Origin of the sequence: Aeromonas sp. 602658 (genome assembly GCF_049173005.1) — a bacterium.
GTDB lineage: Bacteria > Pseudomonadota > Gammaproteobacteria > Enterobacterales > Aeromonadaceae > Aeromonas > Aeromonas veronii_A.
Genome location: NZ_JAAKRF010000012.1, coordinates 70,497 through 94,073 on the forward strand (window position 1 = coordinate 70,497; position 23,577 = coordinate 94,073).

The window sequence follows — 23,577 nt, forward strand, 5'->3', positions numbered from 1 at the left end:
GGGGCCATTGGCACCCGCCCTTTTTGCATCCGTTATTCAGCTCGGGTCAGTCGTCTGCCCACGGCATCTCGGGCAGGCTGTCGAGGAACTCGCCGTAACGGGTCAGATTGAAGGGGCCCTGATCGGCCTCCATTGCCAGCAGCTCGGCACCGAGGGCGCAGGCGATATATTGCAGTGCCTCCTCCCGCGGGGTGCCCTTCATCACCAGTCTCATCAAGGTAGCTTTCACGTGGGGCGGGTGACCGTCGTTGAGCTGGTTCTCCACCATCTCCAGCAGCGCGTCTTCATCAAAAAATTCCTGAGTGTCGTTCATGGGATATCCGCAACAGTGAATGTGGCGGCCAGTATAGCCTGAATGTGACTAACACCTTGAATGGCCAGCGAATAAACAATCCGATGGGGAGGCCATTTGTTACCCATAATTAGGAGGAGTTTGCCAAGGCAAACAGGTTGGAACACATATAACATGGATGGACACGCCTATGCCCACGATAGATTCCCTGCTGGCCGAGCCCAAGCTACTGCCCCAGATCCCGGAAGTGATGCGCGATTTGATCCAGACCTTCAATGAAAAGGATCCGGATCTGCTCAAGATCAGCAAGTTGATCAACAAGGACCCTGTCATCTCCGCCAAGTTGCTGCGGCTGGCCAACTCGGCCAAATTCGGCAGCAGTCGTCAGATCGGCACCGTCAATGAGGCCGCGGTGCGGCTTGGATTGGCGATGGTGCGCAACATGGTGCTGGCCTGCGGGCTCACCGAATCGGTCACTGCGGTGCCCGGCATTGACCTCAAACATTTCTGGGGCTGCGTCTTCAATGTGGCGGAGCTGGCGCGTCGTCTGGCGGTGAAGAAGGGGATGAAGGGGGATGAGGTCTTTACCTGCGCCCTGCTCTACGATCTTGGCCGACTGGTGATGCATGTGGGCCTGCCGGAAAACACCGTCCATCACATCCACGATCTGGAGTTGCACAAGGGACGGGCCAAGGCGGAAGAGCTGGTGGTCGGCTTCAACTATGCCCAGGTCGGGGCGGCCATGGCACGCTACTGGAAGTTCCCCGAGACCATCAGCAATGCGGTGGAGTATCACTACAACCCCATGCTGGCCAAGGAGTTCTCCGCCGAGGCCGGGTTGATCCATCTGGCGATCGTGCTGGCTGCGCAATCCGATGTGGGGGAAGAGGCGCCACCCGAGTGGCCCCACAAGGTGGCAGATGCGCTGCGGTTGAGCTGGGCCGATTGCGCCGCCCAGTTCACTGCCCTGCGCGAGCAGGGTAATGGCTACGCCGGGTTGCTGGCTGCCTGAGCCCGTTTATCCCATCTCATCAGGGGCCAACATGGCCCCTTTTTCATGGCCGATGGCGCCACAGGCTTGCCAGCCCTGGAGTGACGGGGCACTCTTTGCCCTTCACTTTCCGTTTGAGAGCCCTTGCCATGATTACCTCCTCCCGCCTGATCCTGCGCGAAATGATCGCCACCGACGCTCCCTTCATCCTTGAGCTGCTTAATGACGGCGACTTTTATCGTTACATCGGTGATCGGGGCATTCGTACCCTCGAACAGGCGCAGGACTATATCCAGCAGGGGCCGGCGGTCAGCTATGCCCGCTATGGTCACGGACTCTATCTGGTGGAGCGCAAGGAGGACGGTGCCAGCCTCGGTATCTGCGGCCTGATCAAGCGCGATACCCTGGAGCAGGTCGATATCGGTTACGCCTTCCTGCCGCAATATCGCGGTCAGGGCTACGCCATTGAAGCGGCGCAGGCCGCCCTTGCCGATGGCAAAAGCCGGTTGGGGATCGGGCAGGTGGTTGCCATCGTCACTCCGGGCAACGAGCGATCCATCGGCCTGCTGGCCAAGCTGGGGCTGGTGCGCAGTCGGCTGGTCAAGCTGAGCGAAGATGCCGATGAGTGCCTGCTGCTGGAGCAGTGATCAAGGTCAGAGAGTGGGGAAGCGAATGGCGAGGTGGCTGTCAGGCTGAGTGACAAGCAAGAGCCCGGGTCTGGCTAAAAGCGTGAGAGAGAAGCAAAGAGGCCGCCGTGAGTTGCGGCCTGTCTGCATCGGGCGCTGCCGGAGGGCAGGCAGGATCAGTTGAGGTCTTCGATGGAGAACTCGCCAGCGATACCATCACAGGAGATGGCGAAACCGCCGCTGAAGCGGGTGCTGAACTGGATCAGAAACGCATCATTGTCGTGCTCTTGCACAGGCAGGTTGATGGGCTTGCTGCGACGCAGGGGCTTGTGTGTTTGTACTGCTTTCATCATGGTATTTCTCTATATAAATTAGGTGTTTGCTCCTTGTATTGGCAAATGTCAGGTCAATGGGCGCGGTCGATTGGGTGAACGACAAGCGCGCAGGAATACCCAGCCCGGTTAAGGGGCGTCTGCACTTTCAAGGAATATGCTGATGCATAAATCAAATTGGGTGGGCAGATCGGGTCTGCACCGTGAGAGCCGGGCAACGCAGGCAGACAGCCTGACGGTTCTCAAGGCGAGTAAATCAGAAGAAGGTTATGCGGGTACTGGCAGGATTCATCGTGAGGTGAAGCATTGCAGGGTAAACATAAACAGGGCTGATTAACTAGCCGACGCGCATTCTCTCCTCGAAATGAATAAAAAGCAAACAATAATTTGCCGATGTTGAAGTCAGTACACTTTTCCTCTGTGTAATCAAGGTGCTATCAGCAGCAAATATTCGCAACTATCCGCCATAAAAAGAGGGCTCCCGACGGGAGCCCTCTCTCATTCTGCAATCAGCACAGTGGGCCGACTCAGTAGTCGCCACAGGCCTTCTTGGCAGCCGTGATCATCGGGGTGATGGTCATGCCTTGCACCACGATGGAGAACATCACCACCGAGTAGGTCATCACCAGGATGACCTCCCGCAGATCGACGCCATGTTCCGGGATCATCATGACGCCGGAGGGGAGTGCCAGTGCCATCGCCATGGCCAGACCACCGCGCAGGCCACCCCAGGTGAGGATCCGCACCGAGAAGGTGTTGTAATTGCGGAATCGGCGGAAAGCCACATAGGGCAGCGACACGCTGATAAAGCGGGCACCCAGGCAGAGCGGCACCGCAATGACCAGCAGGATCCAGTCACGCCAGGCGAGATCCAGCAGTACCAGCGCCAGACCGATCAGCAGGAACAGCAGGGCATTGAGGAACTGGTCCATCAACTCCCAGAAGTGATCCAGGTGATGGCTGCTCTGCTCGGAGAAGCCGGAGTGACGGGTCCAGTTGCCGATCATGATGCCGGTGACCACCATGGCCAGTGCGCCGGAGACGCCAATCATGTTGGCAAAAGCGAAACCGGCGGTCGGGATGCAGAGGGTCAGCAGCAGCTCCAATGAACCGTCATCTGTGGCGCTGATCATCACGTGGGCGATGAGGCCCAGCACGGCGCCGAACAGGATGCCGCCGAGGGCTTCGTGCAGGAACAGACCGGCCACGCTGCCGAAGGTGGGCTCGACACCGCCAAAGGCGACGGCAAACACGGTAGCGAAGATGACGAGGCCAACACCGTCGTTGAACAGGGATTCCCCTTCGATCTGGATAGCGATCTGGGGTGGCGCTTTCATCTTCTTGACGATGGCCAGTACGGCAATCGGGTCAGTGGGGGAGATCAGCGCGCCGAACAGCATGCAGTAGACCAGCGGCAACTCCCAGCCCAGCAGCTTGGCGATAAACCAGAAGCCGTAGCCGATGAGGAAGGTGGAGAGCAGGGTGGCAATGATGGCCAGAATGGTGATCTCCCACTTCTGGCTACGCAGCGCCTTGAGGTTGATGCCAAGGCCACCGGCGAACAGCAGGAAGCCCAGAATCCCCTTCAGCAGGAAGTTCTGGAAGTCGATGCTCTCCATGGTCTTGACGGCAAGAGGTTCCAGGTTGAACCAGCCCAGTTTGCCAAACAGCACCAGCAGTGCGGAGATCAGCATGGAGCCCGCAGTAATGGCGATGGTGGTCTGGATCTTCACAACATACTGGTTGGCAAAGGCGATAAAAATCGCCAACGCTGCCAGAAAACAGAGTGTGTAGTAGACGCTCATAGTTATTTTTTTCTCGTTGGTAGACAGCAAGCACGTATCCCTATGCAGGACGGGCATAGGTTACTCTCGGGCCCTATGTTACTCATTACCCATAAATGAGTATATGGTGGCGCATTTGGACTGATAGACGGCTAGATTTCCATTTTATTTGTTTGCTGTTAGGATGCTGTTTACGCAGTTGCATGGATGTAAGAGGAACACGCGGTGTCGAACGTAATGTCGAGCAGAGAGCCGAGCAAGCAGTCGGACGTAACAAAGAAGCTGGAAGCCTGCCTCAGGGAGCGGATCCTGATCATCGACGGGGCCATGGGCACCATGATCCAGGGCTACAAGCTGGGGGAAGCGGATTATCGGGGTGAGCGGTTTGCCGACTGGCATACCGACATCAAGGGCAACAACGACCTGCTGGTGCTGACTCGTCCGGCGGTGATCCGCGAGATCCACGAGCAGTATTGCGCTGCCGGGGCCGACATTCTCGAGACCAACACCTTCAACGCCACTCGCATCGCCATGGCCGATTACGAGATGGAAGAGTTTTCCGCCGAGATCAACCGTGAAGCCGCCCGTCTGGCCCGCACCGTGGCGGACGAGTGGACGGCAAAAGATCCCGCCAAGCCGCGCTTCGTGGCAGGGGTGTTGGGCCCCACCAACCGCACTGCCTCCATCTCGCCGGATGTGAACGATCCCGGCAAGCGCAACGTCACCTATGACCAGCTGGTGGCTGCCTACACCGAATCGACCCACGCCCTGATCGAGGGCGGCGCCGACATCATCCTGATCGAGACCATCTTCGACACCCTCAACGCCAAGGCCGCCGCCTTCGCGGTGGAAGGGGTGTTCGAGGTGCTGGGTTACAGCCTGCCGGTGATGATCTCCGGCACCATTACCGATGCCTCCGGCCGAACCCTCTCCGGTCAGACCACCGAAGCCTTCTACCACTCGCTGCGTCACGTAAAGCCGGTGTCGTTCGGCCTCAACTGTGCGTTGGGGCCCGATGAGCTGCGCCAATATGTGGAGGAGCTGTCTCGCATCAGCGAATCCTGCGTCAGCGCCCACCCCAACGCCGGTTTGCCCAATGCGTTCGGCGAGTACGACCTCGATGCGGGTGAGATGGCGGAGCATATCCGCGAGTGGGCCCAAAGCGGCTTTCTCAACCTGGTCGGTGGCTGTTGTGGTACCACCCCGACCCATATCCGCGCCATGGCGGACGCTGTGGCGGGCATCAAGCCGCGTGTGCTGCCCGAGCTGCCGGTGGCCTGCCGCCTGTCGGGCCTCGAGCCCCTGATCATCACCCCCGAGACCATGTTCGTGAACGTGGGGGAGCGCACCAACGTCACCGGTTCGGCCAAGTTCAAGCGGCTGATCAAGGAGGGGCTCTACGACGAGGCGCTCGATGTTGCCAAGCAGCAGGTAGAGAACGGCGCCCAGATCATCGACATCAACATGGACGAGGGGATGCTGGACGCCGAAGCGGCCATGGTGCGCTTCCTCAACCTCATCGCCGGTGAGCCAGATATCGCCCGGGTGCCTGTGATGATCGACTCCTCCAAGTGGGAGGTGCTGGAAGCGGGCCTCAAGTGCGTGCAGGGCAAGCCGGTGGTCAACTCCATCTCCATGAAAGAGGGGGAGGAGAAGTTCATTCAGCAGGCTAAACTGCTGCGCCGCTACGGCGCAGCCGTCATCGTGATGGCGTTCGATGAAGCGGGTCAGGCCGATACCCGCGCCCGCAAGTTCGAGATCTGCCAGCGTGCCTACCGGATCCTGGTGGATCAGGTCGGTTTCCCGCCGGAAGACATCATCTTCGACCCCAACATCTTCGCGGTGGCGACCGGCATCGATGAGCACAACAACTACGCGGTGGACTTCATCGAGGCGGTGAAGGACATCAAAACGCACCTGCCCCACGCCATGATCTCCGGCGGCGTCTCCAACGTCTCGTTTTCGTTTCGTGGCAACGAGCCGGTGCGGGAAGCCATTCACGCCGTCTTCCTCTACCACGCCATCAAAAACGGCATGGACATGGGGATCGTCAACGCCGGTCAGCTCGCCATCTATGAAGACATTCCGGCGGAGCTGAAAGAGAAGGTCGAGGCTGTGGTGCTCAACCTCAATGACAATGCCACCGAGGAGCTGCTGGCCATCGCCGAGAAGTATCGCGGTGCTGGTGCACAGGCTGAGGATCCGCGGGATCAGGAGTGGCGCAGCTGGCCGGTGGGCAAGCGGCTGGAGCACGCACTGGTCAAGGGGATCACCGACTTTATCGAAGAGGATACCGAAGAGGCACGCGCTGGCGCCGAGAAGCCGCTGCATGTCATCGAAGGGCCGCTGATGGATGGCATGAACGTGGTCGGCGACCTGTTCGGGGCGGGCAAGATGTTCCTGCCGCAGGTGGTGAAATCGGCGCGGGTGATGAAGCGGGCTGTGGCCTATCTGCAGCCCTATATCGAGGCGGAAAAATCGGGCGGCTCCAGCAATGGCAAAATCGTGCTGGCCACCGTCAAGGGTGATGTGCACGACATCGGCAAGAACATCGTCGGGGTGGTGCTGCAGTGCAACAACTTCGAGATTGTCGACCTCGGGGTCATGGTCTCCTGCGAGATGATTCTCAAGACTGCGCGGGAGGTCGGCGCCGATATCATCGGGCTGTCGGGTCTCATCACTCCGTCCCTGGACGAGATGGTGCACGTGGCCAAAGAGATGGAGCGTCAGGGCTTCAAGCTGCCGTTGCTGATCGGCGGTGCCACCACCTCCAAGGCGCACACTGCGGTGAAGATCGAGCAGAACTACTCGGAGCCCGTGGTCTATGTCTCCAACGCCTCCCGCGCGGTGGGGGTGGCCCAGAGCCTGCTTAGTCCGGATCTCAAGGAGGCGTTTGTCGCCCGCATCGACAAGGAGTACGAGATCGCCCGGGATCAGCATGCCCGCAAGCAGCCGCGCTCCCGTCCGGTCAGTCTGGCTCATGCCCGCGCCAACCGGCATCAGCTGGATTGGGTTGGCTACCAGCCACCCAAGCCCCGCGAGCTCGGGGTGCAGAAGTTCGAAGATGTGGCCATTTCGGTGTTGCGCCCCTACATCGACTGGACGCCGTTCTTCCTCAGCTGGGAGCTGGCGGGCAAGTATCCGCGCATCCTTGAGGACGAGATCATCGGCGAGGAAGCGACCAAGCTGTTTGCCGATGCCAACGCCATGCTGGACCAGCTGGAACAGGATCAGAGCGTGCGCTGCGCCGGGGTGATCGGCCTGTTCCCGGCCAACGCGGTAGGGGACAGCATCGAGGTCTACTGCGACGAGTCCCGCACCGAGGTCATCAAGGTGTTGCACCACCTGCGCCAGCAGAGCGAGAAGCAGGGCTTCCCCAACTACTGTCTGGCGGACTATGTGGCGCCGAAAGAGAGCGGCAAGCCCGACTGGATCGGCGCATTTGCAGTGACCGGCGGCATCGGTGAGGAGGCCATCGCCAAGGCCTACAAGGCGCAGCACGACGACTACAACGCCATCCTTATTCAGGCGGTGTGCGACCGTCTGGCCGAAGCCTTTGCCGAGTATCTGCACGAGCAGGTGCGCAAGGTTCATTGGGGTTATGCTCCCGACGAGGCCCTCAGCAACGAGGAGCTGATCCGCGAGAACTATCAGGGTATCCGCCCGGCCCCCGGTTATCCGGCCTGCCCGGAGCACACCGAGAAGGGGAGCATCTGGGAGCTGCTGGAGGTGGAGCAGGCTATCGGCATGCAGCTGACCGAATCCTACGCCATGTGGCCGGGTGCGGCGGTGTCGGGCTGGTACTTCTCCCACCCCGAGAGCAAATACTTCGCGGTGGCGCAGATCCAGCAAGATCAGGTGGAAGATTACGCTGTTCGCAAGGGGATGACGCTGGCAGAGGCCGAGCGCTGGTTGGGGCCAAACCTGAACTGATTTCCGCGTGACATCGGTTGATCTTTAACGAGAAACGGCGGCATCCTTGCACGGGTTGAACAACCTGCGCAGAGCCGCCGTTTAACCTGTTGGTCACAGTGACAGGGTAGAGTGCGGTTTGGCGTGGTTTGTCTTGTTGTCAGGATAAACAATTGGCGTTGTCTTGGCGCTGTGGCACCTTATACTCTCCCGCCCCATCCTGCCCAGGCACAGCCTTCTAGCGGAATTGTCATGAAGATCGCCATTTTATCCCGTGAGCCGAAAAACTACTCCACCCGCCGTCTGGTCGAGGTGGCACAGGCGCGCGGTCATCAGGTAGAGGTGCTCGACACCCTGCGCTGCTATATGAATATCGCTTCCCACAACCCCTCCATTCACTACGAGGGTGGGGAGCTGGGAAGTTATGACGCCGTGATCCCGCGGATCGGGGCCAGCATTACCGCCTATGGCACCGCCGTGCTGCGCCAGTTCGAGATGATGAACACCATGGCCCTCAACAGCTCGGTGGCCATCAGCCGCTCCCGCGACAAGCTGCGGGCGATGCAGCTGCTCTCCCGCCACGGTATCGGCCTGCCCATCACCGGCTATGCCCACAGCACCCACGACGTGCCCGACCTCATCACCATGGTGGGCGGGGCGCCGTTGGTGGTGAAGCTGCTGGAGGGAACCCAGGGGATTGGCGTGGTGCTCTGCGAGACCCAGAAGGCCGCCGAGAGCGTGATCGAAGCCTTTATTCAGACCAACAACAACATTCTGGTACAGGAGTATATCCGCGAGGCCAATGGTGCCGATATCCGCTGTCTGGTGGTCAATGGCAAGGTGGTTGCCGCCATGCGCCGTCAGGCCCAGCCGGGGGAGTTTCGCTCCAACCTGCACCGTGGCGGTACTGCCGAAGCGATCAAGATCACCCCGGAAGAGCGCGCCACCGCGGTGCAGGCCGCCAAGATCATGGGGCTGGATGTGGCGGGGGTCGATATCCTGCGCAGCGCACGTGGCCCGCTGGTGCTGGAGGTCAACTCCTCCCCCGGATTGCAAGGGGTGGAAGCCGCCTCCGGCAAGGATGTGGCCGGCAAGATCATCGAGTTTCTCGAACTCAAGGCGAGCCGCAAGAACAAACCGGCGGAGTGAGCCGCGGGCTTGCATCCGTCAGATAAAAACAGGGCGCCCTCGGGCGCCTTGTTGCTATCTGGCTGGTGCCGAAGTTCCCTCACCCTAGCCCTCTCCCAAAGGGAGAGGGAACTGTTCGGCGGCGATCATCGCCAGCCTTGCGCTAAATACGCCATCCTCGAGCCGGGTATCGATCTGCCAACCCAACTTCTCGCAGATACGCTGAATGATGGTGAGGCCACAGCCGTAGCCGAGGATCTGATCCGGCGCCGCTGCCGTCGGGTTGCTGATGGTGAGCACCGGGCCACACAGCTCGATGTCGATATGTCCCTCGGCATAGCTCAGGGCATTTTTCAGCAGGTTGCCGAGGGCGATGGCGAGCAGGGAGAGGGGGGCGTTTACTTCGCTGCTCTCGTCCAGATTAAGCCGGATATCGAGGGCCTCCCGCTGCAACAGCGGAGCGAGGCGGGCCAGCTCCTGACGGATCAGCGGGGTTACCTGCTGCAGCGGTCGCTCCACTGCCTCCTTGCGGCCCAGCAGCAGGAAGGTCTCGGTGAGCAGCGCCATCTCGTCGGCGGCGGCGCGGATGCGGGTGGTGGCGCGGGCGGCCGGTGCGGGCAAGTCCGTCACCTTGCCGAGCAGGGCCGCCGAGCCCTGGATCACCATGTTGGGGGTGCGCAGCTCGTGGCTGGCGAAACGGCTGAACTCCTGCTCGCGGGCGAATACGGCGCTCACCTCCTGTTTGCCGGCCAGCAGCGCCAGCTCGATATCCCGCAGCTCCTGCCAGGGGGCGTCGGGCTCGAAATCAGCCTGATCCGGGGTGAGGTGGGCGACCCTCTGTTGCAGCCGTTGCAGCGGCCCTGTGATATGGCGTACCAGCCAGATACCGAAGCCGAGGCAGCCCAGCAGCAGGGTCACCCCGATCAGTCGGGTGGCCAGATGCAGCTTGTCTTCGTAGGGGTCTAGGTAGTCATCGGCGTCGTCATTGAACACCAGATAGAGCAGTCCCTCGCCGGAGGGGTGACGGGCCACCAGAAAGTGTTTGTCCTCCTTGCCCAGTTGGTGCTCGAAAAAGCCGGGGGTCTGGTAGGGCTTCAACCACTTGGGCAAGCGGCCCGCCTCGGTCCAGTAGCTGGAGAACTGTCTGGGGCTTGGAGCCGCCGCAGCCGGGCCGAGTCGCAGCCAGTCATCGCTGTAGCGGGTCACTTCCGCTTCCAGCCAGTGGCGCAGGCTCAGCTCTTCCATCTTGTCCTCGGCCACCAGCATCAGGCCGGAGAGCAGGATCAGCAGCACCACCCCGGCGCCGCCGAGCGCCATGATCAGGCGGCGACGCAGGCTCGGCAGGCTCATGCGCTCACCAGTCGGTAGCCCTGGCCGTGGAGGGTCTCCAGCATGGGAGTGGGGAAGGGTTTGTCGAGCGCGTTGCGCAGGGCGTAGATATGGCTGCGCAGGGCATCGGAGTCGGGCTCCTCATCCCCCCAGACGGTGTCGAGCACCTCCTGACGGCTGACGATGGCGGGGGCGCGGCGGGCCAGCAGGGCGAGGATCCGGAACGGGATCTTGCCGAGCTTGAGGGGCTCACCGGCGCGGGTGGCGCGGCCGCTGGCGACATCGACCGTCAGATCGCCAAAGCTGATGGCCCCCACATCGCCGCGCGGGCCACGCAGGCTGAGGGCTTGCAGTCGCACCTCCAGCTCCTCCATGGCGAACGGCTTGACCAGATAGTCATCCCCTCCCGCCTTGAAGCCCGCCAGCTTGTCCTCCAGGCTGTCGCGGGCGGTGAGAAACAGCACGGGAGTGGCAATCCCCTGCTCGCGCAGGCGCGCTACCGTGCTGAGGCCATCGAGGCGCGGCATCATCACATCCATGATGATGACGTCGAAACGCTGATCCTCCAGCAGTTGCAGCGCCGCCTGACCGTGATAGGCACAATCGAGGCGGTGACCGGCCAGCTCCAGATAATCCATGATGGTTTCCGCCACCTGAGGATTGTCTTCCACTACCAAAATCTTCATGCTTTGCTCTCCTGGTTGGCGAGCGTTTCACGCTCTTTTCACACCGGATTCGGCATCCTGTTTGCCAGTGTAACCCCGAGGATCCCTGATGAAGAAGTCTCTCTGCGCCCTCCTGCTGTTGATCTTGTTGCCACTTGGCACCGCACAGGCGACCGAATTCAAACTGACCGGCCGCACCACCTGGCAGCTTGGCCAGTTGATGGTCAACGGCATGCCGTTCGTGATCGACGACCAGACCCGCTTCAAGGATTGGCTCAACGAAGATGATCTCGGCGGTACCTGGGTCGAGATGAAAGGGGTGGTGGAGAACGGCGTGCGCTATGTGCGCAAGGTCGAAGCCCTCGACGAAGATGACAAGGACGAGATGGATCTGGAGGGGCCGGTCGAAGGGGGGCGGATCTGGGGCTACACCACCTCGGATAACAGTCTGGCGCCGTTCGAAGGGCGCTGGCTCGAGCTGGAGTGCAAGTTTGACGGCATGCGCCTGAGCCGCTGCCGCGAGGATGACTGATCCGATCTCTGCGTTCCGATTAGAAATGCTCCCGAATGAAGCCCATGCTTGTCCTGCATGGGCTTTTTGTTCAGGGACGAACGAAGATGGAACAATCGAGAAAGTGGTGTGCATGGATGCTGGGTGTGCCGCTTTGGGCGGCGCAGGCGGGAGCCGACGAATTGTGGCTGGTGGAGCTGGAGCACAGCGATGGCATCCGCCTGCAATTTCAGGGGGCCGAAGTGGAGCAGGGCAGTGCCGCCATCTGGCGGCAGGGGGAGATTTGGCCGCAGCCACTCAAACCCGGCGACCAGCTCGCTCTGCTGGTGGCTGATGGCGTTGCCACCCGGATTGAGCTGCTGGCCGCCAGAGCCCCGCTGGCCAATCAGCCCTGGCTGCGGGCGCAAGATCGCCTGCAATCCTTCGATGATCGGCAGCTCACGCTGGCCACCCTGGGCACTGTGCCACTCAATCCGCAGGTGCGCTGGGTCAACGGCTCGGCCGCCGATCTGCATGCCGGGAGCGAGCTGGTATTGATCCGTTCGGCGGATGGAATATTGCAGGGAATTGAAGTGATCAATCCGGAAGAGTAATTCAGTATCTTCTTATTTAATATGTTTTCACCATATTGTGGCAGGCATTAAATAATACCTGTCACAATATTTATGATTTATTCCTCAATAAAGTCATCACTCTAATTATTTTCTTATACCACCATTATTTTGTTTGTCATGGATGTTTTTTGGTGGTTTATTTTATTTGTGTCAGGTTTTGTCGGAGTCCATACCTGTCAAATGAAAAAGGATATTTCTACACAATAACAATTATCGTATGTCTGAAAGAGGGATAAATGATGAATAGAATAATTACCGCCAATCTGGCGTTTTTGGCATCGTCATGGATGCTCGCTCAGGTGCAGGCGGCTGAACCTGTCTACCCTGATCAGGTCAAGTGGGCGGGTCTTGGGACGGGCGTCTGTGCCAGTGGTTACCGTCCTCTGACCCGCGATGAAGCCATGAGTATCAAGGGTAATCTGGTCAGCCGCATGGGGCAGTGGCAGATTACCGGGCTGGCGGATCGCTGGGTGATTATGGGGCCGGGATATAATGGCGAAATCAAACAGGGCACTGCCGGAGAAACCTGGTGTTATCCCAACTCACCGGTTTCCGGAGAAATACCAACACTCTCTGACTGGAATATTCCGGCGGGTGATGAGGTCGATGTGCAATGGCGGCTTGTCCACGACAATGATTATTTTATCAAGCCAGTCAGTTATCTCGCTCATTATTTGGGATATGCCTGGGTGGGTGGAAACCATAGCCCCTATGTCGGGGAAGATATGGATGTTACTCGGGTTGGCGATGGCTGGCTGATAAAGGGAAATAATGACGGCGGCTGCTCCGGATATCGTTGCGGGGAGAAGAGCTCCATCAAGGTAAGCAACTTCTCATATACCCTGGAACCCGACTCCTTCAGCCATGGTCAGGTCACCGAGAGCGGCAAGCAGCTGGTCAAGACCATCACGGCCAATGCGACCAACTACACCGACCTGCCCCAGCAGGTGGTGGTGACCCTGAAGTACGACAAGGCCACCAACTGGTCGAAGACCGACACCTACAGCCTGAGCGAGAAGGTGACCACCAAGAACAAGTTTCAGTGGCCGTTGGTGGGGGAAACCGAACTGGCCATCGAGATCGCTGCGAGCCAGAGTTGGGCCTCCCAGAAAGGGGGCTCGACGACCGAGACCGTCTCGGTTGAAGCGCGCCCCACGGTGCCGCCTCACTCCAGCCTGCCGGTGCGGGTTGCCCTCTACAAGTCCAACATCTCCTACCCCTACGAGTTCAAGGCCGAGGTCAATTATGACCTGACCATGAAGGGCTTCCTGCGTTGGGGCGGCAATGCCTGGTATACCCATCCGGAGAATCGTCCGACCTGGGAGCACACCTTTGCCGTCGGCCCGTTCCGCGACAAGGCAAGCAGCATCCGTTACCAGTGGGACAAGCGTTATATCCCGGGTGAAGTGAAGTGGTGGGACTGGAATTGGACCATCAGCGAGTATGGTTTGTCGACCATGCAGAATAACCTAGGTCGTGTGCTGCGCCCGATCCGTTCGGCAGTGACCGGTGACTTCTATGCCGAGAGCCAGTTTGCCGGCGATATCGAAATCGGTCAGCCCCAGACCCGTTCCGCGGCCTCTGCCCAGTTGCGTAACGCCTCTGCTGAAGGTGTGGCACTGACCGGCGTGGATCTGGATCAGGAGGCTCTTGCCAACGAAGGGTTTGGCAATGTATCCCTGACCATAGTGCCGGTTCAATAACCTCCCTCGCAGGCCCCTTTCATAGGGGCCTGTTCCTGTTCTGCGCAAGACGCGGCTCTTGCTCTGTGTCCCTCGACTTTCCCTCTTTTTCTCCTCTTGTCCCTGAATGCTCACAACGGGAACTTGTGGCGTGCCAAGGGGATGCCAACGCAGGTTTGACCTCTGTTTGGGGTGGTCCCGTGATCGAGACATTGTTCACTCATTTGTTGCAAGAGGCGTGTTGGCCAGATTGTTAACGGCTTGTGCTTTAGATTTTCCCCCTTATACTGGCGCCATCTTGTCGGAGTGCTGACCGTCGAACGACGCGAAGCTGAGACCGTTAATTCGGGATCCGTGGAACCTGATCAGGTTAAAACCTGCGAAGGGAACAAGGGTAACTTGCGGGTTACCGCGCCGGAGGAGGAACAAGCCTCTTCCGCTCATCGAAGGGATCACCCTTGATGGGTCAGCGCACAGGAGGGAGTCTGTCCCGTCCGGTTTTCCAGCACGTGGGGCGCCTTGCCCACAGCATGCAGAGAGCGGGAAGCGGCAGAACAGCAGCGCGGAGATCCATCCCGCGCGCACTCCCTCCCGAGATAAACACCCCGCCGCAAGTTCATCTTCTCCTCGAACTCCAGACAAGCAAATACCCATAACTTCAACCAGTTAATGTGAGTTTTGCTATGTCTACTTCTGTATCTGATACCACCAAATCCAGCCGCCGCGAGCAGCGCTCCAGCGCTCAGGCCTTTATCGACAGCCTCAAGGGGATGGCTCACCCCAACTCCCGCCGCATCTTTATCGAAGGCTCCCGCGCCGATATCCGGGTACCCCTGCGGGAGATCCAACTGGCCGACACCTTCGTCGGCGGCACCAAAGAAAATCCCCAATTCAAGCCCAACGAGCCGGTGCCGGTCTACGACACCTCGGGCCGTTACGGGGAGGAGGGGGTCGCCATCGACGTGCGCCGCGGTCTGCCGCGCCTGCGGGAGAACTGGGTGCTGGAGCGGGATGACACCGACGAACTGCCGGGGCTCAGCTCCACCTTCACTCAGGAGCGGCTGGCCGACGAGGGGCTCGACCATCTGCGCTTCGAGCATCTGCCCAAGCCACGCCGCGCCAAGCCGGGTCGTCGGGTTACCCAGCTGCACTATGCCCGTGCCGGCATCGTCACTCCCGAGATGGAATTTATCGCCATTCGCGAAAACATGGGCCGTGAGCGGGTGCGCTCCGAGCTCCTGCGCACCCAGCATCCGGGCCGCGATTTCGGTGCCCGTTTGCCCCAGAACATCACCCCCGAATTTGTGCGCGATGAGGTGGCTGCCGGTCGCGCCATCATCCCCAGCAACATCAACCACCCGGAAGCGGAGCCGATGATCATCGGCCGCAATTTCCTGGTGAAGATCAACGCCAACATCGGCAACTCGGCGGTCACCTCCAGCATCGAAGAGGAAGTCGAAAAGCTGGTCTGGTCGACCCGTTGGGGCGCCGACACCGTGATGGATCTCTCCACCGGCCGCTACATCCACGAGACCCGCGAGTGGATCCTGCGCAACAGCCCGGTGCCCATCGGTACCGTGCCCATCTATCAGGCGCTGGAGAAGACCAACGGCATCGCCGAGGATCTCACCTGGGAGCTGTTCCGCGACACCCTGCTGGAGCAGGCCGAGCAGGGGGTGGACTACTTCACCATCCACGCCGGCGTCCTGCTGCGCTTTGTGCCGATGACTGCCAAGCGCCTCACCGGCATCGTCTCGCGCGGCGGCAGCATCATGGCCAAGTGGTGCCTCTCCCACCACAAGGAGAACTTCCTCTATCAACACTTCCGCGAAATCTGCGAGATCTGCGCCGCCTATGATGTGGCGCTGTCGCTGGGCGACGGTCTGCGCCCCGGCTCCGTCTATGACGCCAACGACGAGGCCCAGTTCGCCGAGCTGCGCACTCTGGGCGAGCTCACCAAAATTGCCTGGGAGTACGACGTGCAGGTGATGATCGAGGGGCCTGGTCACGTGCCCATGCACATGATCGAGCGCAATATGACGGAGCAGCTGGAGCACTGCCACGAGGCGCCGTTCTATACGCTGGGCCCGCTCACCACCGATATCGCGCCGGGTTACGATCACTTCACCTCCGGCATCGGCGCCGCGCTCATCGGCTGGTACGGCTGCGCCATGCTCTGCTACGTGACCCCCAAGGAGCATCTGGGACTGCCCAACAAGGAGGATGTGAAGCAGGGGCTGATTACCTACAAGATCGCCGCTCACGCCGCCGATCTGGCCAAGGGGCACCCGGGCGCCCAGATCCGCGACAACGCCATGTCCAAGGCGCGCTTTGAATTTCGCTGGGAGGATCAGTTCAATCTGGCCCTCGACCCCGACACCGCTCGCGCCTACCACGACGAGACCCTGCCGCAGGAGTCCGGCAAGGTGGCCCACTTCTGCTCCATGTGCGGGCCCAAGTTCTGCTCCATGAAGATCACTCAGGACGTGCGCGACTACGCGGCCAAGCTTGAGGCGGTAGAAATCAAGCTGGTCGGTATGGATGGTCAGCAGGAGCAGGTAGTGGCTCAGGTGGAGAACGGCATGGCCCGGATGGCAGAGACCTTCAAGGAGACCGGCGGCGAGATCTACCATCAGGCGGCGGCGCTGAAACAGGCCGCAGGGGAGGAGGCGTGAGCAGCGCAAGCGGGGCTGTCAGCCCCGCCGATCTGCTGCCTGTGACGGACTCCCGCCCAGTTGTCTGGACCATCGCCGGTTCCGACTCCGGCGGCGGCGCCGGCATTCAGGCCGACTTGCACACATTGCACGACCTCGGCGTGCACGGTTGCTCGGTCATCTCCGCCATTACCGCCCAGAACTCGGTGGCGGTGAAGATGGTCGACCCTGTGCTGATGCAGACCTTCACCGCCCAGATCGACGCCCTTGGAGTCGATCTGCCGCCCGCCACCATCAAGATCGGCCTGCTGCCGACCCGGCTCCATGTGGAGGTGCTGGCCCGCCGACTGGCGGCCATCGAGGCCCCCTTTGTGGTCTACGATCCGGTGGCCATCGCCAGCACCGGCACCCCGATGGCGGAGCCCAATATGCTGGAGGCGGTGCGTGAGCAGCTGTTGCCACGTCTGTCGCTTATTACCCCCAACGGCCCCGAGCTGGAAGCCCTGACCGGACTGCCGGTCAGCAGCCCCGAACTGGTGCGCCTTGCCGCCCGCCGCCTGCGCGAACTCGGCGCCCGCGCCGTGCTGGTCAAGGGGGGCCATCTGGAGTGGAGTGGCGATCTCTGCCTCGACTACTACCAGGACGAGACCCGCGAATTCTGGCTGGCGGCGCCGCGCCTCGATACCCGCCATGGCCACGGCACCGGCTGCTGTTACGCCAGCGCCATCGCCGCCGTGGTGGCGCAGGATTATCCGGTGGAGGACGCCATCACCCTGGCGCGTGCCTACCTGCAACAGGGGTTGGCTGCGGCGCAGGGGGTGGGCGCAGGCCCGGGCCCCATCGCCCATCTCGGCTGGCCTGCCGATCTGGCCCACTTCCCTCGCGCCGTGCTGGCGGGTTCAACCCTCGATCGCCGCTTCGGATTGTATGAGACAAGCAGTGCCCGCCTGCCGCAGGGCCCCTTTGCGCCGACCGAACATAACCTCGGCATCTATCCGGTGGTCGATTCGGTCAAGTGGCTGCGCCGCCTGCTGGGGCAGGGGGTCAAGACCATCCAGCTGCGGATCAAGAATCTGCCCGCCGCTCAGGTGGCACCGGCCATTCGCGATGCGGTTGAGCTTGGTCGCCGCCATGGGGCGCGACTCTTTATCAACGACTACTGGCAGCAGGCCATCGAGGCGGGCGCCTGGGGCGTGCATCTGGGGCAGGAGGACATGGAGACCGCCGATCTCGCCGCCATTCAGGCGGCCGGGCTGCGCCTTGGCATCTCAACCCACGGTTACTTCGAGCTGATGCGGGCCCGCGAGCTGGCCCCCTCCTATATGGCGCTGGGTCATATCTTCCCGACCAACACCAAGGCAATGCCGTCTCGCCCGCAGGGGCTGGTGCGGCTGCATCGCTACCGCGCCCTGATGGCGCAGTGGCCCACGGTCGCCATCGGCGGCATCAGCGAGGAGCGGGTGGCGGCGGTCAAGGCAAGCGGGGTCGGCAGTATCGCGCTGGTTTCGGCCATCACCGCCAGCGACGATTGGCAGGGGGCGACCGAGCGGCTGCTCGCTGCCGTGGGGGCGGGGGATGAACCGCGCTCGGCTTCTGCCATAAGTGAGGTGGAACATGCTCTCTGATGCTGAGTATTTGCGATACGGCCGCCAGCTGATGCTGGCGGAAGTGGGGGAGGCGGGGCAGGCACGGCTCAAGGATAAGTCCGTGCTGATCGTGGGCCTCGGCGGGCTCGGCTCGCCGCTGGCCCTCTATCTGGCCGGGGCCGGGGTGGGCACCTTGTGGCTGGCTGATGGCGACACAGTCGATTCCAGCAACCTGCCGCGCCAGATCCTGTTCGATAGCGAGGCGGTCAACCACTCCAAGGCGGAGCTGGCCCGCGAGCGCTTGGCGGCCCACAACCCACTGGTGGAGCTGATTGCCATCAACCAGCGGCTCGATGCCGCCAGCCTGCCGGAGTTTGTGGCCGAGGTGGATCTGGTGATCGACTGCTGCGACAACCTCGCCACCCGGCAGGCCATCAACGCCGCCTGCGTGGCTCAGGGCAAGCCCTGGATCTCCGCTGCCGCAGTGGGTTGGCAGGGGCAGCTGATGGCGCGCACCAGCAGCGATCACGCCTGCTACGCCTGCCTCTATCCGCTGGATACCCAAATCGCCGAGCGTTGCGAGACCAGCGGCGTCACCGGCCCGTTGGTCGGGGTGATGGGCTCTTTGCAGGCGCTGGAGGCACTGAAACTGCTGCTCGGGATGCAGAGCCCGGTCGCTGGCACATTGCGCCGCTTCGATGCTTTGACCCATCAGTGGCAGACCCTCACTCTGGCTCCCGATCCCGATTGCCCGGTTTGCGGGCAGCGCCGATGCCCGACACACGATAAGGAGATCACCCCATGATCCTCACCATTCGACTCAACGATAAAGCCCAGTCGCTGGCGGCAGGGCAGAGTGTGGCCGACCTGCTGGCGGCGCAAGACGTTAATCCACAGGGGGTGGCGGTGGCCCTTAACGGCGCCGTGCTGCCCCGAGGCCGCTGGGCCGAGACCCGTCTCAATGACGGGGATGAACTTCACCTCTTCACCGCCATTGCGGGAGGCTGACATGCTCAAGATTGCCGATCACACCTTCTCTTCGCGCCTCTTTACCGGCACCGGCAAGTTTGCCCGCCCGGAACTGATGGCCGCCGCCATCGAGGCGAGTGGCTCCCAGCTGGTCACCATGGCTATCAAGCGGCTTGAACCGGGCAAGGCCCACGACGATATCCTGAGCCCCTTGTTGCAGCTCGGGGTCAAGCTGCTGCCCAACACTTCCGGCGCCAAGACCGCCGCCGAGGCGGTATTTGCCGCCCACCTCGCCCGCGAGGCGCTGGGGACAAACTGGCTCAAGCTTGAGATCCACCCCGATCCTCGTTATCTCTTGCCCGACCCCATCGAGACGCTGAAAGCCGCCGAGCAGCTGGTGAAAGAGGGCTTTGTAGTGCTGCCCTACTGTGGCGCCGACCCGGTGCTCTGCAAACGGCTCGAAGAGGTGGGCTGCGCCGCCGTGATGCCGCTCGGCGCGCCCATCGGTTCCAATCAGGGGCTGGTGACCCGGGAGTTTCTCGCCATCATCGTCGAGCAGGCCAATGTGCCCGTGGTGGTGGATGCAGGCATCGGTGCGCCGAGCCATGCCGCCGCTGCCTTTGAGCTGGGCGCGGATGCCGTGCTGGTCAACACCGCCATCGCGGTGAGCGGCGATCCGATTGCCATGGGCCGTGCCTTTGCGCTGGCCTGCACGGCCGGTCGCAGCGCCTATGAGGCAGGCCTTGGCGCCCGAGCCCTGCAGGCCCAAGCCTCCAGCCCGCTCACCGATTTTCTGGGGGCGTTATGAGTCATGATGCTGGCTCGGGGCAAGAGCCAATCGCCATGTCCTCTTTCTCGGTTTCTCCCGAGGCGGATGTGTTTAGCCCCCCTCTCGGCTCTTCACAAAATAAGGGAGAGGGGCTGGGGGTGAGGGCCCAGGGGGAAATAGGATCAAAGATCGCCCCCTCCTTTCTCGACCGCTGGCAGGAGCTGGATTGGGACGATATCGGCATGCAGATCCGTGCCAAGACGGCCGCCGATGTGGCACGCGCCCTGAGCGCCCCCCGCCGCACCTTGGCCGATTTTATGGCGCTGATCTCCCCTGCCGCCGAGGCGTTTTTGCCGCAGATGGCGGCCGAGGCCGAGCGGCTCACTCGTCAGCGTTTTGGCAACACCATCGGCTTCTATGTGCCGCTCTATCTGTCGAACCTCTGCGCCAACGACTGCACCTACTGCGGCTTCTCCATGAGCAACCGTCTCAAGCGCAAGACCTTGAATGCAGAGGAGATAGATCGCGAGTGTCTGGCTATCAAGGCGCGCGGTTTCGACAGCGTGCTGCTGGTGACCGGCGAGCACGAGCACAAGGTGGGGCTCGCCTATTTTCGCGAGGTGATGCCCATCATCCGCCGCCACTTCAGCACGGTGGGGATGGAGGTGCAGCCTCTCTCGCAGGCCGAATATGCCGAGCTGAAAACCCTCGGCCTCGATGCCGTTATGGTCTATCAGGAGACCTACCACGCACCCACCTACGCGCGCCATCACCTGCGCGGCAACAAGCGGGACATCGCATGGCGCCTCGCCACGCCGGATCGACTTGGCCGCGCCGGTATCGACAAAATCGGACTGGGGACACTCATCGGCCTCTCCTCGGACTGGCGTGCCGACAGCTACTTTGTCGCCGAGCATCTGAGCTGGCTTGAGCGCCACCACTGGCAGAGCCGCTACTCGCTCTCCTTCCCGCGCCTGCGCCCCTGCACCGGCGGGCTGGAACCTGCCGTGGTTATGTCGGATCGCCAGCTGGCCCAGCTGATCTGCGCCTGGCGCCTCTTCTCGCCCACGCTGGACTTGTCCCTCTCGACCCGCGAGTCGGCCACCTTTCGCAACGGCGCGGTGCGCCTTGGCATCACCCAGATGTCGGCCGAGTCGCGCACCCAGCCGGGTGGCTATGCCGAAGGGGATGCCGAGGAGCTGGAGCAGTTCGCCATCCACGACGATCGCCCGGTGGGGGAAGTGGCGGCTGCCGTGCGGCAGGCCGGGTTGCAGCCAGTGTTCAAGGATTGGGAACCCTTCTTGGGTCGATAGGGGCGGCCACGCCCCCCCTTTGCCGGTGGCATCCCGGCGTCCAGCCAGACTCCGTGCCAGTGGTGAACAGGCACGGCCGCGTCGTGCAATCGTAGGGTCGATTAGCCGATAGGCGTAATCGTCCGCTTTGCATTTTTTGGGGATGGTAGACGGCTCGGCTTCGCCGTGCAGGACGCGAGGCCGCCGGCCTCGAAGGGGTTTCGCCCGCCCTTCGGGCCGGGGCGAGTGACTTTGGAAAGACCCGCTCTTTTCAAAAAATGCACCAAAGGTCTTCTCCCCCACTTATTCGCCCGACTTCGTCGGGTTCCTTCGGCTCACCCGCGTGTCCGACGGCACGCGCCGACGGGCCATCCATGGCCCGGCGCCGCTCGCTCGACATCCTGTCTCGCGGCCTGGACAAGCGTGCTCGCCTCAGCGAATAAGAGGGGGGGAAACCAAAACCGTGCCCACCATAACCTCAGGGTGTGGTCGTAGGGTGCAATAAGCGGAGCGTATTGCACCCTACGGTTTTACCGAAATTCTGAGTATTGTAGGATGCAAAAAACTTGTTAATTGCATCCTACAAGAGTTACATCATGTTCATTTCTTATAGTTCTAAGGCACTATTAACCTTGCTTAGGTTTTCAAAGAAACGCGGCATCTGCCCATTGGGATAGTTTGTTGTGATATAGTCTTGAATTTTATCAAAAGAAGCACTTATTGAATTGTTTGGACTAGGTATTTCACTAGACGAAAGGACTCTAGATGCATTTTTTATTATCTTCACATCATTGAAAGCTCTAGCGATAAAAACATAGCGACCATGTATCAAAATTCGCCTTGATTTTGAGTTTGTACACTTTAATTCCATCTCCTTTAAACATGAAATACATGCTCTAAGGAAGTTCACAGAGTTGATTAAATTAATGCTAGTTACAGATGGGTTAAATACACTTTTGTAAAAGCTATTTGTCGTTGACTCGAAAAATCTACCCCTGTTAGATTTGAGTGTTGCAATGTTTCTAGGAAGTGTTGATGAGCAAACTAATGCGGATAAGGCTTCATCCATTGTTATCGTATATGGACTTTCAGCTGTATTGTCATCATTTCTTTTTATTTCATAAATATAGTTTTCTTCTAGTGCGACAGAATCTCTTATTTTTATTTGAATTGGATCTTTTGATGCAAAATCTCGACCGGTGACTTTGTTTTGGCTATTGTTGGCTATCGTTACATTTAAAGCCACATCACCATAGTCTGATAGTTCTGCGTTGCCTGCTTCATCACTATGTTTGGACACTTTGATAAAACGAATTCCAACTCTAACCGTTTCTAACTTCTCTATATTAATTTCGTTTGAAGAAAATGTTTTTCCTATGGTTGTAACTGTCTGAGCACCGTTAATAATACTAGCATTTTTAAAATTAAATCGACCAGACTCTCTTCTGGTCGCAGCATTTCTTAAACTACTATCATAGTCATCTACAAGAACAGTTATGCCATTATTGTAATACCAGAACATTTCTGGACTCTGTAATAGCGTGTTCTTTATTCCAATGTTGACATCTGTATTCTCACCAAGTCCGCCACGGATGTTTTTCTCAAATAACATGTCGCCATAGCTATTCCACCACTGTGCAATCTGGTCTCCGGTAATTATACCATGAACCGCAGATAACGGATGTTCTGTAGCACCATACTGAAGTAGTTCTACATCGTTTATGTCAATAGCTCTTAGCGTTGCCTTGGATAGGGCTGTCATAATATATTCAAGAGGGATTATTTCTATTTTGTATGGCGCTTCTGTTCGGCCATACATTAGATCTGCATTAAACTCTGCATTATAACTGGCGATTATGTGCTTTACTTCATCAGTTATTTCTGTTGTCCCGCTGTAAATGTATGAAAAAACAAAGTCATATGAGTTGTCATATGCTGTTTCTAAATCTGACAATGACCTCTGAAATTTCTTATTAAAAAGGTTATAGTTCTCTAATATGATGTCTTTGCAAGACATCATGTAATCATTGAACTCTTTTCTAGAAATGGAACCAGTTCCTGATTGATCAAATTTAGATTGAGTTATTGTGACTAGTTTTTTATCGTGGTTCACGTAAATGGCATCAATGCAATGATCATCGGAACCATCACAAACATTAAATGCACAAGTTGCTTCATCAATCTCAGAGTTGAAATAATTAATTGCAAAAGCAGCGAGTGCACGTGATACTTTCGTGGTTTCTTTATCTGTACCACCAACATCACTCATATCGAGATGTTCACCATATTTTCTTAAAAGCTTTCTTTTTAACTGGTGTATTGTGACTTCTTTCGGTGATACAGGCATTCTATCATCCTCGTTTTTGGTTAATTCATGGAGGGCCAAATGAGACGCATGATACATGATTTTTTACAAAAAGAGCATTATTTTAGTTGTGGTC

Annotated in this window: 19 protein-coding genes and 1 riboswitch; of the genes, 13 read left to right on the top strand and 6 right to left on the bottom strand. The window is 59.5% G+C overall.

What is annotated here, in order from left to right:
- Positions 1-46: 46 nt before the first annotated feature.
- Positions 47-313: a hypothetical protein gene (locus G5253_RS11125; RefSeq protein ID WP_279465418.1), complete on the bottom strand. Its 267-nt coding sequence runs from the start codon at positions 311-313 to the stop codon at positions 47-49.
- 169 nt (positions 314-482) lie between these two features.
- Between G5253_RS11125 and G5253_RS11130 the strand changes: the two genes are divergently transcribed.
- Positions 483-1,304 carry an HDOD domain-containing protein gene (locus G5253_RS11130; RefSeq protein WP_421203321.1) on the top strand — a complete coding sequence of 274 codons (822 nt, stop codon included), beginning with the start codon at positions 483-485 and terminating at the stop codon, positions 1,302-1,304.
- A gap of 128 nt (positions 1,305-1,432) precedes the next feature.
- Positions 1,433-1,930, top strand: coding sequence for a GNAT family N-acetyltransferase (locus tag G5253_RS11135; protein WP_421203323.1), 498 nt, complete (start codon positions 1,433-1,435; stop codon positions 1,928-1,930).
- 155 nt (positions 1,931-2,085) lie between these two features.
- Here G5253_RS11135 and G5253_RS11140 read toward each other — a convergent pair whose 3' ends face one another.
- Both G5253_RS11140 and G5253_RS11145 read right to left on the bottom strand, forming a co-directional pair.
- A complete protein-coding gene (locus G5253_RS11140; protein ID WP_005340085.1) occupies positions 2,086-2,262 on the bottom strand; it encodes a hypothetical protein in 177 nt (58 codons plus the stop codon).
- A 506-nt stretch (positions 2,263-2,768) separates the two neighbouring features.
- Positions 2,769-4,046 (bottom strand): cation:proton antiporter, encoded by a 1,278-nt coding sequence (locus G5253_RS11145; protein ID WP_019446508.1) that lies wholly within the window; start codon positions 4,044-4,046, stop codon positions 2,769-2,771.
- Positions 4,047-4,262: 216 nt separating this feature from the next.
- Between G5253_RS11145 and metH the strand changes: the two genes are divergently transcribed.
- Positions 4,263-7,958: a methionine synthase gene (metH, locus tag G5253_RS11150; RefSeq protein WP_421203341.1), complete on the top strand. Its 3,696-nt coding sequence runs from the start codon at positions 4,263-4,265 to the stop codon at positions 7,956-7,958.
- 231 nt (positions 7,959-8,189) lie between these two features.
- Positions 8,190-9,086 (top strand): 30S ribosomal protein S6--L-glutamate ligase, encoded by an 897-nt coding sequence (gene rimK / locus G5253_RS11155; RefSeq protein ID WP_005340088.1) that lies wholly within the window; start codon positions 8,190-8,192, stop codon positions 9,084-9,086.
- An 84-nt stretch (positions 9,087-9,170) separates the two neighbouring features.
- On the opposite strand, the gene G5253_RS11160 is transcribed toward rimK, so the two are convergent.
- Complete coding sequence (locus G5253_RS11160) at positions 9,171-10,415, bottom strand: sensor histidine kinase (protein ID WP_139429558.1); 1,245 nt, start codon at positions 10,413-10,415, stop codon at positions 9,171-9,173.
- Positions 10,412-11,080, bottom strand: coding sequence for a response regulator transcription factor (locus G5253_RS11165; protein WP_047434725.1), 669 nt, complete (start codon positions 11,078-11,080; stop codon positions 10,412-10,414). Before G5253_RS11165 ends, G5253_RS11160 begins: the two co-directional genes overlap by 4 nt.
- 88 nt (positions 11,081-11,168) lie before the next feature.
- Here G5253_RS11165 and G5253_RS11170 point away from each other — a divergent pair, with 88 nt between their 5' ends.
- The 9 genes from G5253_RS11170 (at position 11,169) to thiH (ending at position 21,157) form a co-directional block, all read left to right on the top strand.
- Entirely contained in the window at positions 11,169-11,591 is a 423-nt protein-coding gene (locus tag G5253_RS11170; protein ID WP_005340092.1) for a hypothetical protein, read from the top strand.
- Positions 11,592-11,677: 86 nt separating this feature from the next.
- Positions 11,678-12,163, top strand: a complete 486-nt coding sequence (locus G5253_RS11175) for a hypothetical protein (protein ID WP_266134581.1) — start codon at positions 11,678-11,680, stop codon at positions 12,161-12,163.
- Positions 12,164-12,423: 260 nt separating this feature from the next.
- On the top strand, positions 12,424-13,887 hold the full coding sequence (aerA, locus tag G5253_RS11180; RefSeq protein ID WP_266134613.1) for an aerolysin AerA: 1,464 nt from the start codon (positions 12,424-12,426) through the stop codon (positions 13,885-13,887).
- A 271-nt stretch (positions 13,888-14,158) separates the two neighbouring features.
- A riboswitch (TPP riboswitch) is annotated at positions 14,159-14,271 on the top strand.
- A gap of 278 nt (positions 14,272-14,549) precedes the next feature.
- A complete protein-coding gene (gene thiC / locus G5253_RS11185) occupies positions 14,550-16,541 on the top strand; it encodes a phosphomethylpyrimidine synthase ThiC (protein WP_421203326.1) in 1,992 nt (663 codons plus the stop codon).
- Entirely contained in the window at positions 16,538-18,145 is a 1,608-nt protein-coding gene (thiE, locus tag G5253_RS11190) for a thiamine phosphate synthase (protein ID WP_421203328.1), read from the top strand. The genes thiC and thiE overlap by 4 nt, the downstream gene beginning before the upstream one ends.
- The gene (locus G5253_RS11195; RefSeq protein WP_421203330.1) at positions 18,135-18,911 is read left to right on the top strand and encodes a HesA/MoeB/ThiF family protein; all 777 of its coding nucleotides are present in this window, start codon (positions 18,135-18,137) and stop codon (positions 18,909-18,911) included. Before thiE ends, G5253_RS11195 begins: the two co-directional genes overlap by 11 nt.
- Positions 18,908-19,114 carry a sulfur carrier protein ThiS gene (gene thiS / locus G5253_RS11200; protein ID WP_368209623.1) on the top strand — a complete coding sequence of 69 codons (207 nt, stop codon included), beginning with the start codon at positions 18,908-18,910 and terminating at the stop codon, positions 19,112-19,114. Before G5253_RS11195 ends, thiS begins: the two co-directional genes overlap by 4 nt.
- 1 nt (position 19,115) lies before the next feature.
- Entirely contained in the window at positions 19,116-19,883 is a 768-nt protein-coding gene (locus G5253_RS11205) for a thiazole synthase (protein WP_346215003.1), read from the top strand.
- Between the two features lie 35 nt (positions 19,884-19,918).
- Entirely contained in the window at positions 19,919-21,157 is a 1,239-nt protein-coding gene (gene thiH, locus G5253_RS11210) for a 2-iminoacetate synthase ThiH (protein ID WP_421203343.1), read from the top strand.
- A gap of 586 nt (positions 21,158-21,743) precedes the next feature.
- On the opposite strand, the gene G5253_RS11215 is transcribed toward thiH, so the two are convergent.
- Positions 21,744-23,483 carry an AIPR family protein gene (locus G5253_RS11215; RefSeq protein ID WP_159158080.1) on the bottom strand — a complete coding sequence of 580 codons (1,740 nt, stop codon included), beginning with the start codon at positions 23,481-23,483 and terminating at the stop codon, positions 21,744-21,746.
- Between the last annotated feature and the right edge of the window lie 94 nt (positions 23,484-23,577).

Coding starts and splice junctions, on each gene's coding strand:
- G5253_RS11135 (WP_421203323.1), top strand. CDS start 1,433: ATGATTACCTCCTCCCGCCTGATCCTGCGCGAAATGATCGCCACCGAC.
- thiC (WP_421203326.1), top strand. CDS start 14,550: ATGTCTACTTCTGTATCTGATACCACCAAATCCAGCCGCCGCGAGCAG.
- G5253_RS11195 (WP_421203330.1), top strand. CDS start 18,135: ATGCTCTCTGATGCTGAGTATTTGCGATACGGCCGCCAGCTGATGCTG.
- G5253_RS11175 (WP_266134581.1), top strand. CDS start 11,678: ATGGAACAATCGAGAAAGTGGTGTGCATGGATGCTGGGTGTGCCGCTT.
- rimK (WP_005340088.1), top strand. CDS start 8,190: ATGAAGATCGCCATTTTATCCCGTGAGCCGAAAAACTACTCCACCCGC.
- G5253_RS11145 (WP_019446508.1), bottom strand. CDS start 4,046: ATGAGCGTCTACTACACACTCTGTTTTCTGGCAGCGTTGGCGATTTTT.
- thiH (WP_421203343.1), top strand. CDS start 19,919: ATGTCCTCTTTCTCGGTTTCTCCCGAGGCGGATGTGTTTAGCCCCCCT.
- aerA (WP_266134613.1), top strand. CDS start 12,424: ATGAATAGAATAATTACCGCCAATCTGGCGTTTTTGGCATCGTCATGG.
- G5253_RS11205 (WP_346215003.1), top strand. CDS start 19,116: ATGCTCAAGATTGCCGATCACACCTTCTCTTCGCGCCTCTTTACCGGC.
- metH (WP_421203341.1), top strand. CDS start 4,263: ATGTCGAGCAGAGAGCCGAGCAAGCAGTCGGACGTAACAAAGAAGCTG.
- thiS (WP_368209623.1), top strand. CDS start 18,908: ATGATCCTCACCATTCGACTCAACGATAAAGCCCAGTCGCTGGCGGCA.
- G5253_RS11215 (WP_159158080.1), bottom strand. CDS start 23,483: ATGCCTGTATCACCGAAAGAAGTCACAATACACCAGTTAAAAAGAAAG.
- G5253_RS11140 (WP_005340085.1), bottom strand. CDS start 2,262: ATGATGAAAGCAGTACAAACACACAAGCCCCTGCGTCGCAGCAAGCCC.
- G5253_RS11125 (WP_279465418.1), bottom strand. CDS start 313: ATGAACGACACTCAGGAATTTTTTGATGAAGACGCGCTGCTGGAGATG.
- G5253_RS11170 (WP_005340092.1), top strand. CDS start 11,169: ATGAAGAAGTCTCTCTGCGCCCTCCTGCTGTTGATCTTGTTGCCACTT.
- G5253_RS11130 (WP_421203321.1), top strand. CDS start 483: ATGCCCACGATAGATTCCCTGCTGGCCGAGCCCAAGCTACTGCCCCAG.
- G5253_RS11165 (WP_047434725.1), bottom strand. CDS start 11,080: ATGAAGATTTTGGTAGTGGAAGACAATCCTCAGGTGGCGGAAACCATC.
- G5253_RS11160 (WP_139429558.1), bottom strand. CDS start 10,415: ATGAGCCTGCCGAGCCTGCGTCGCCGCCTGATCATGGCGCTCGGCGGC.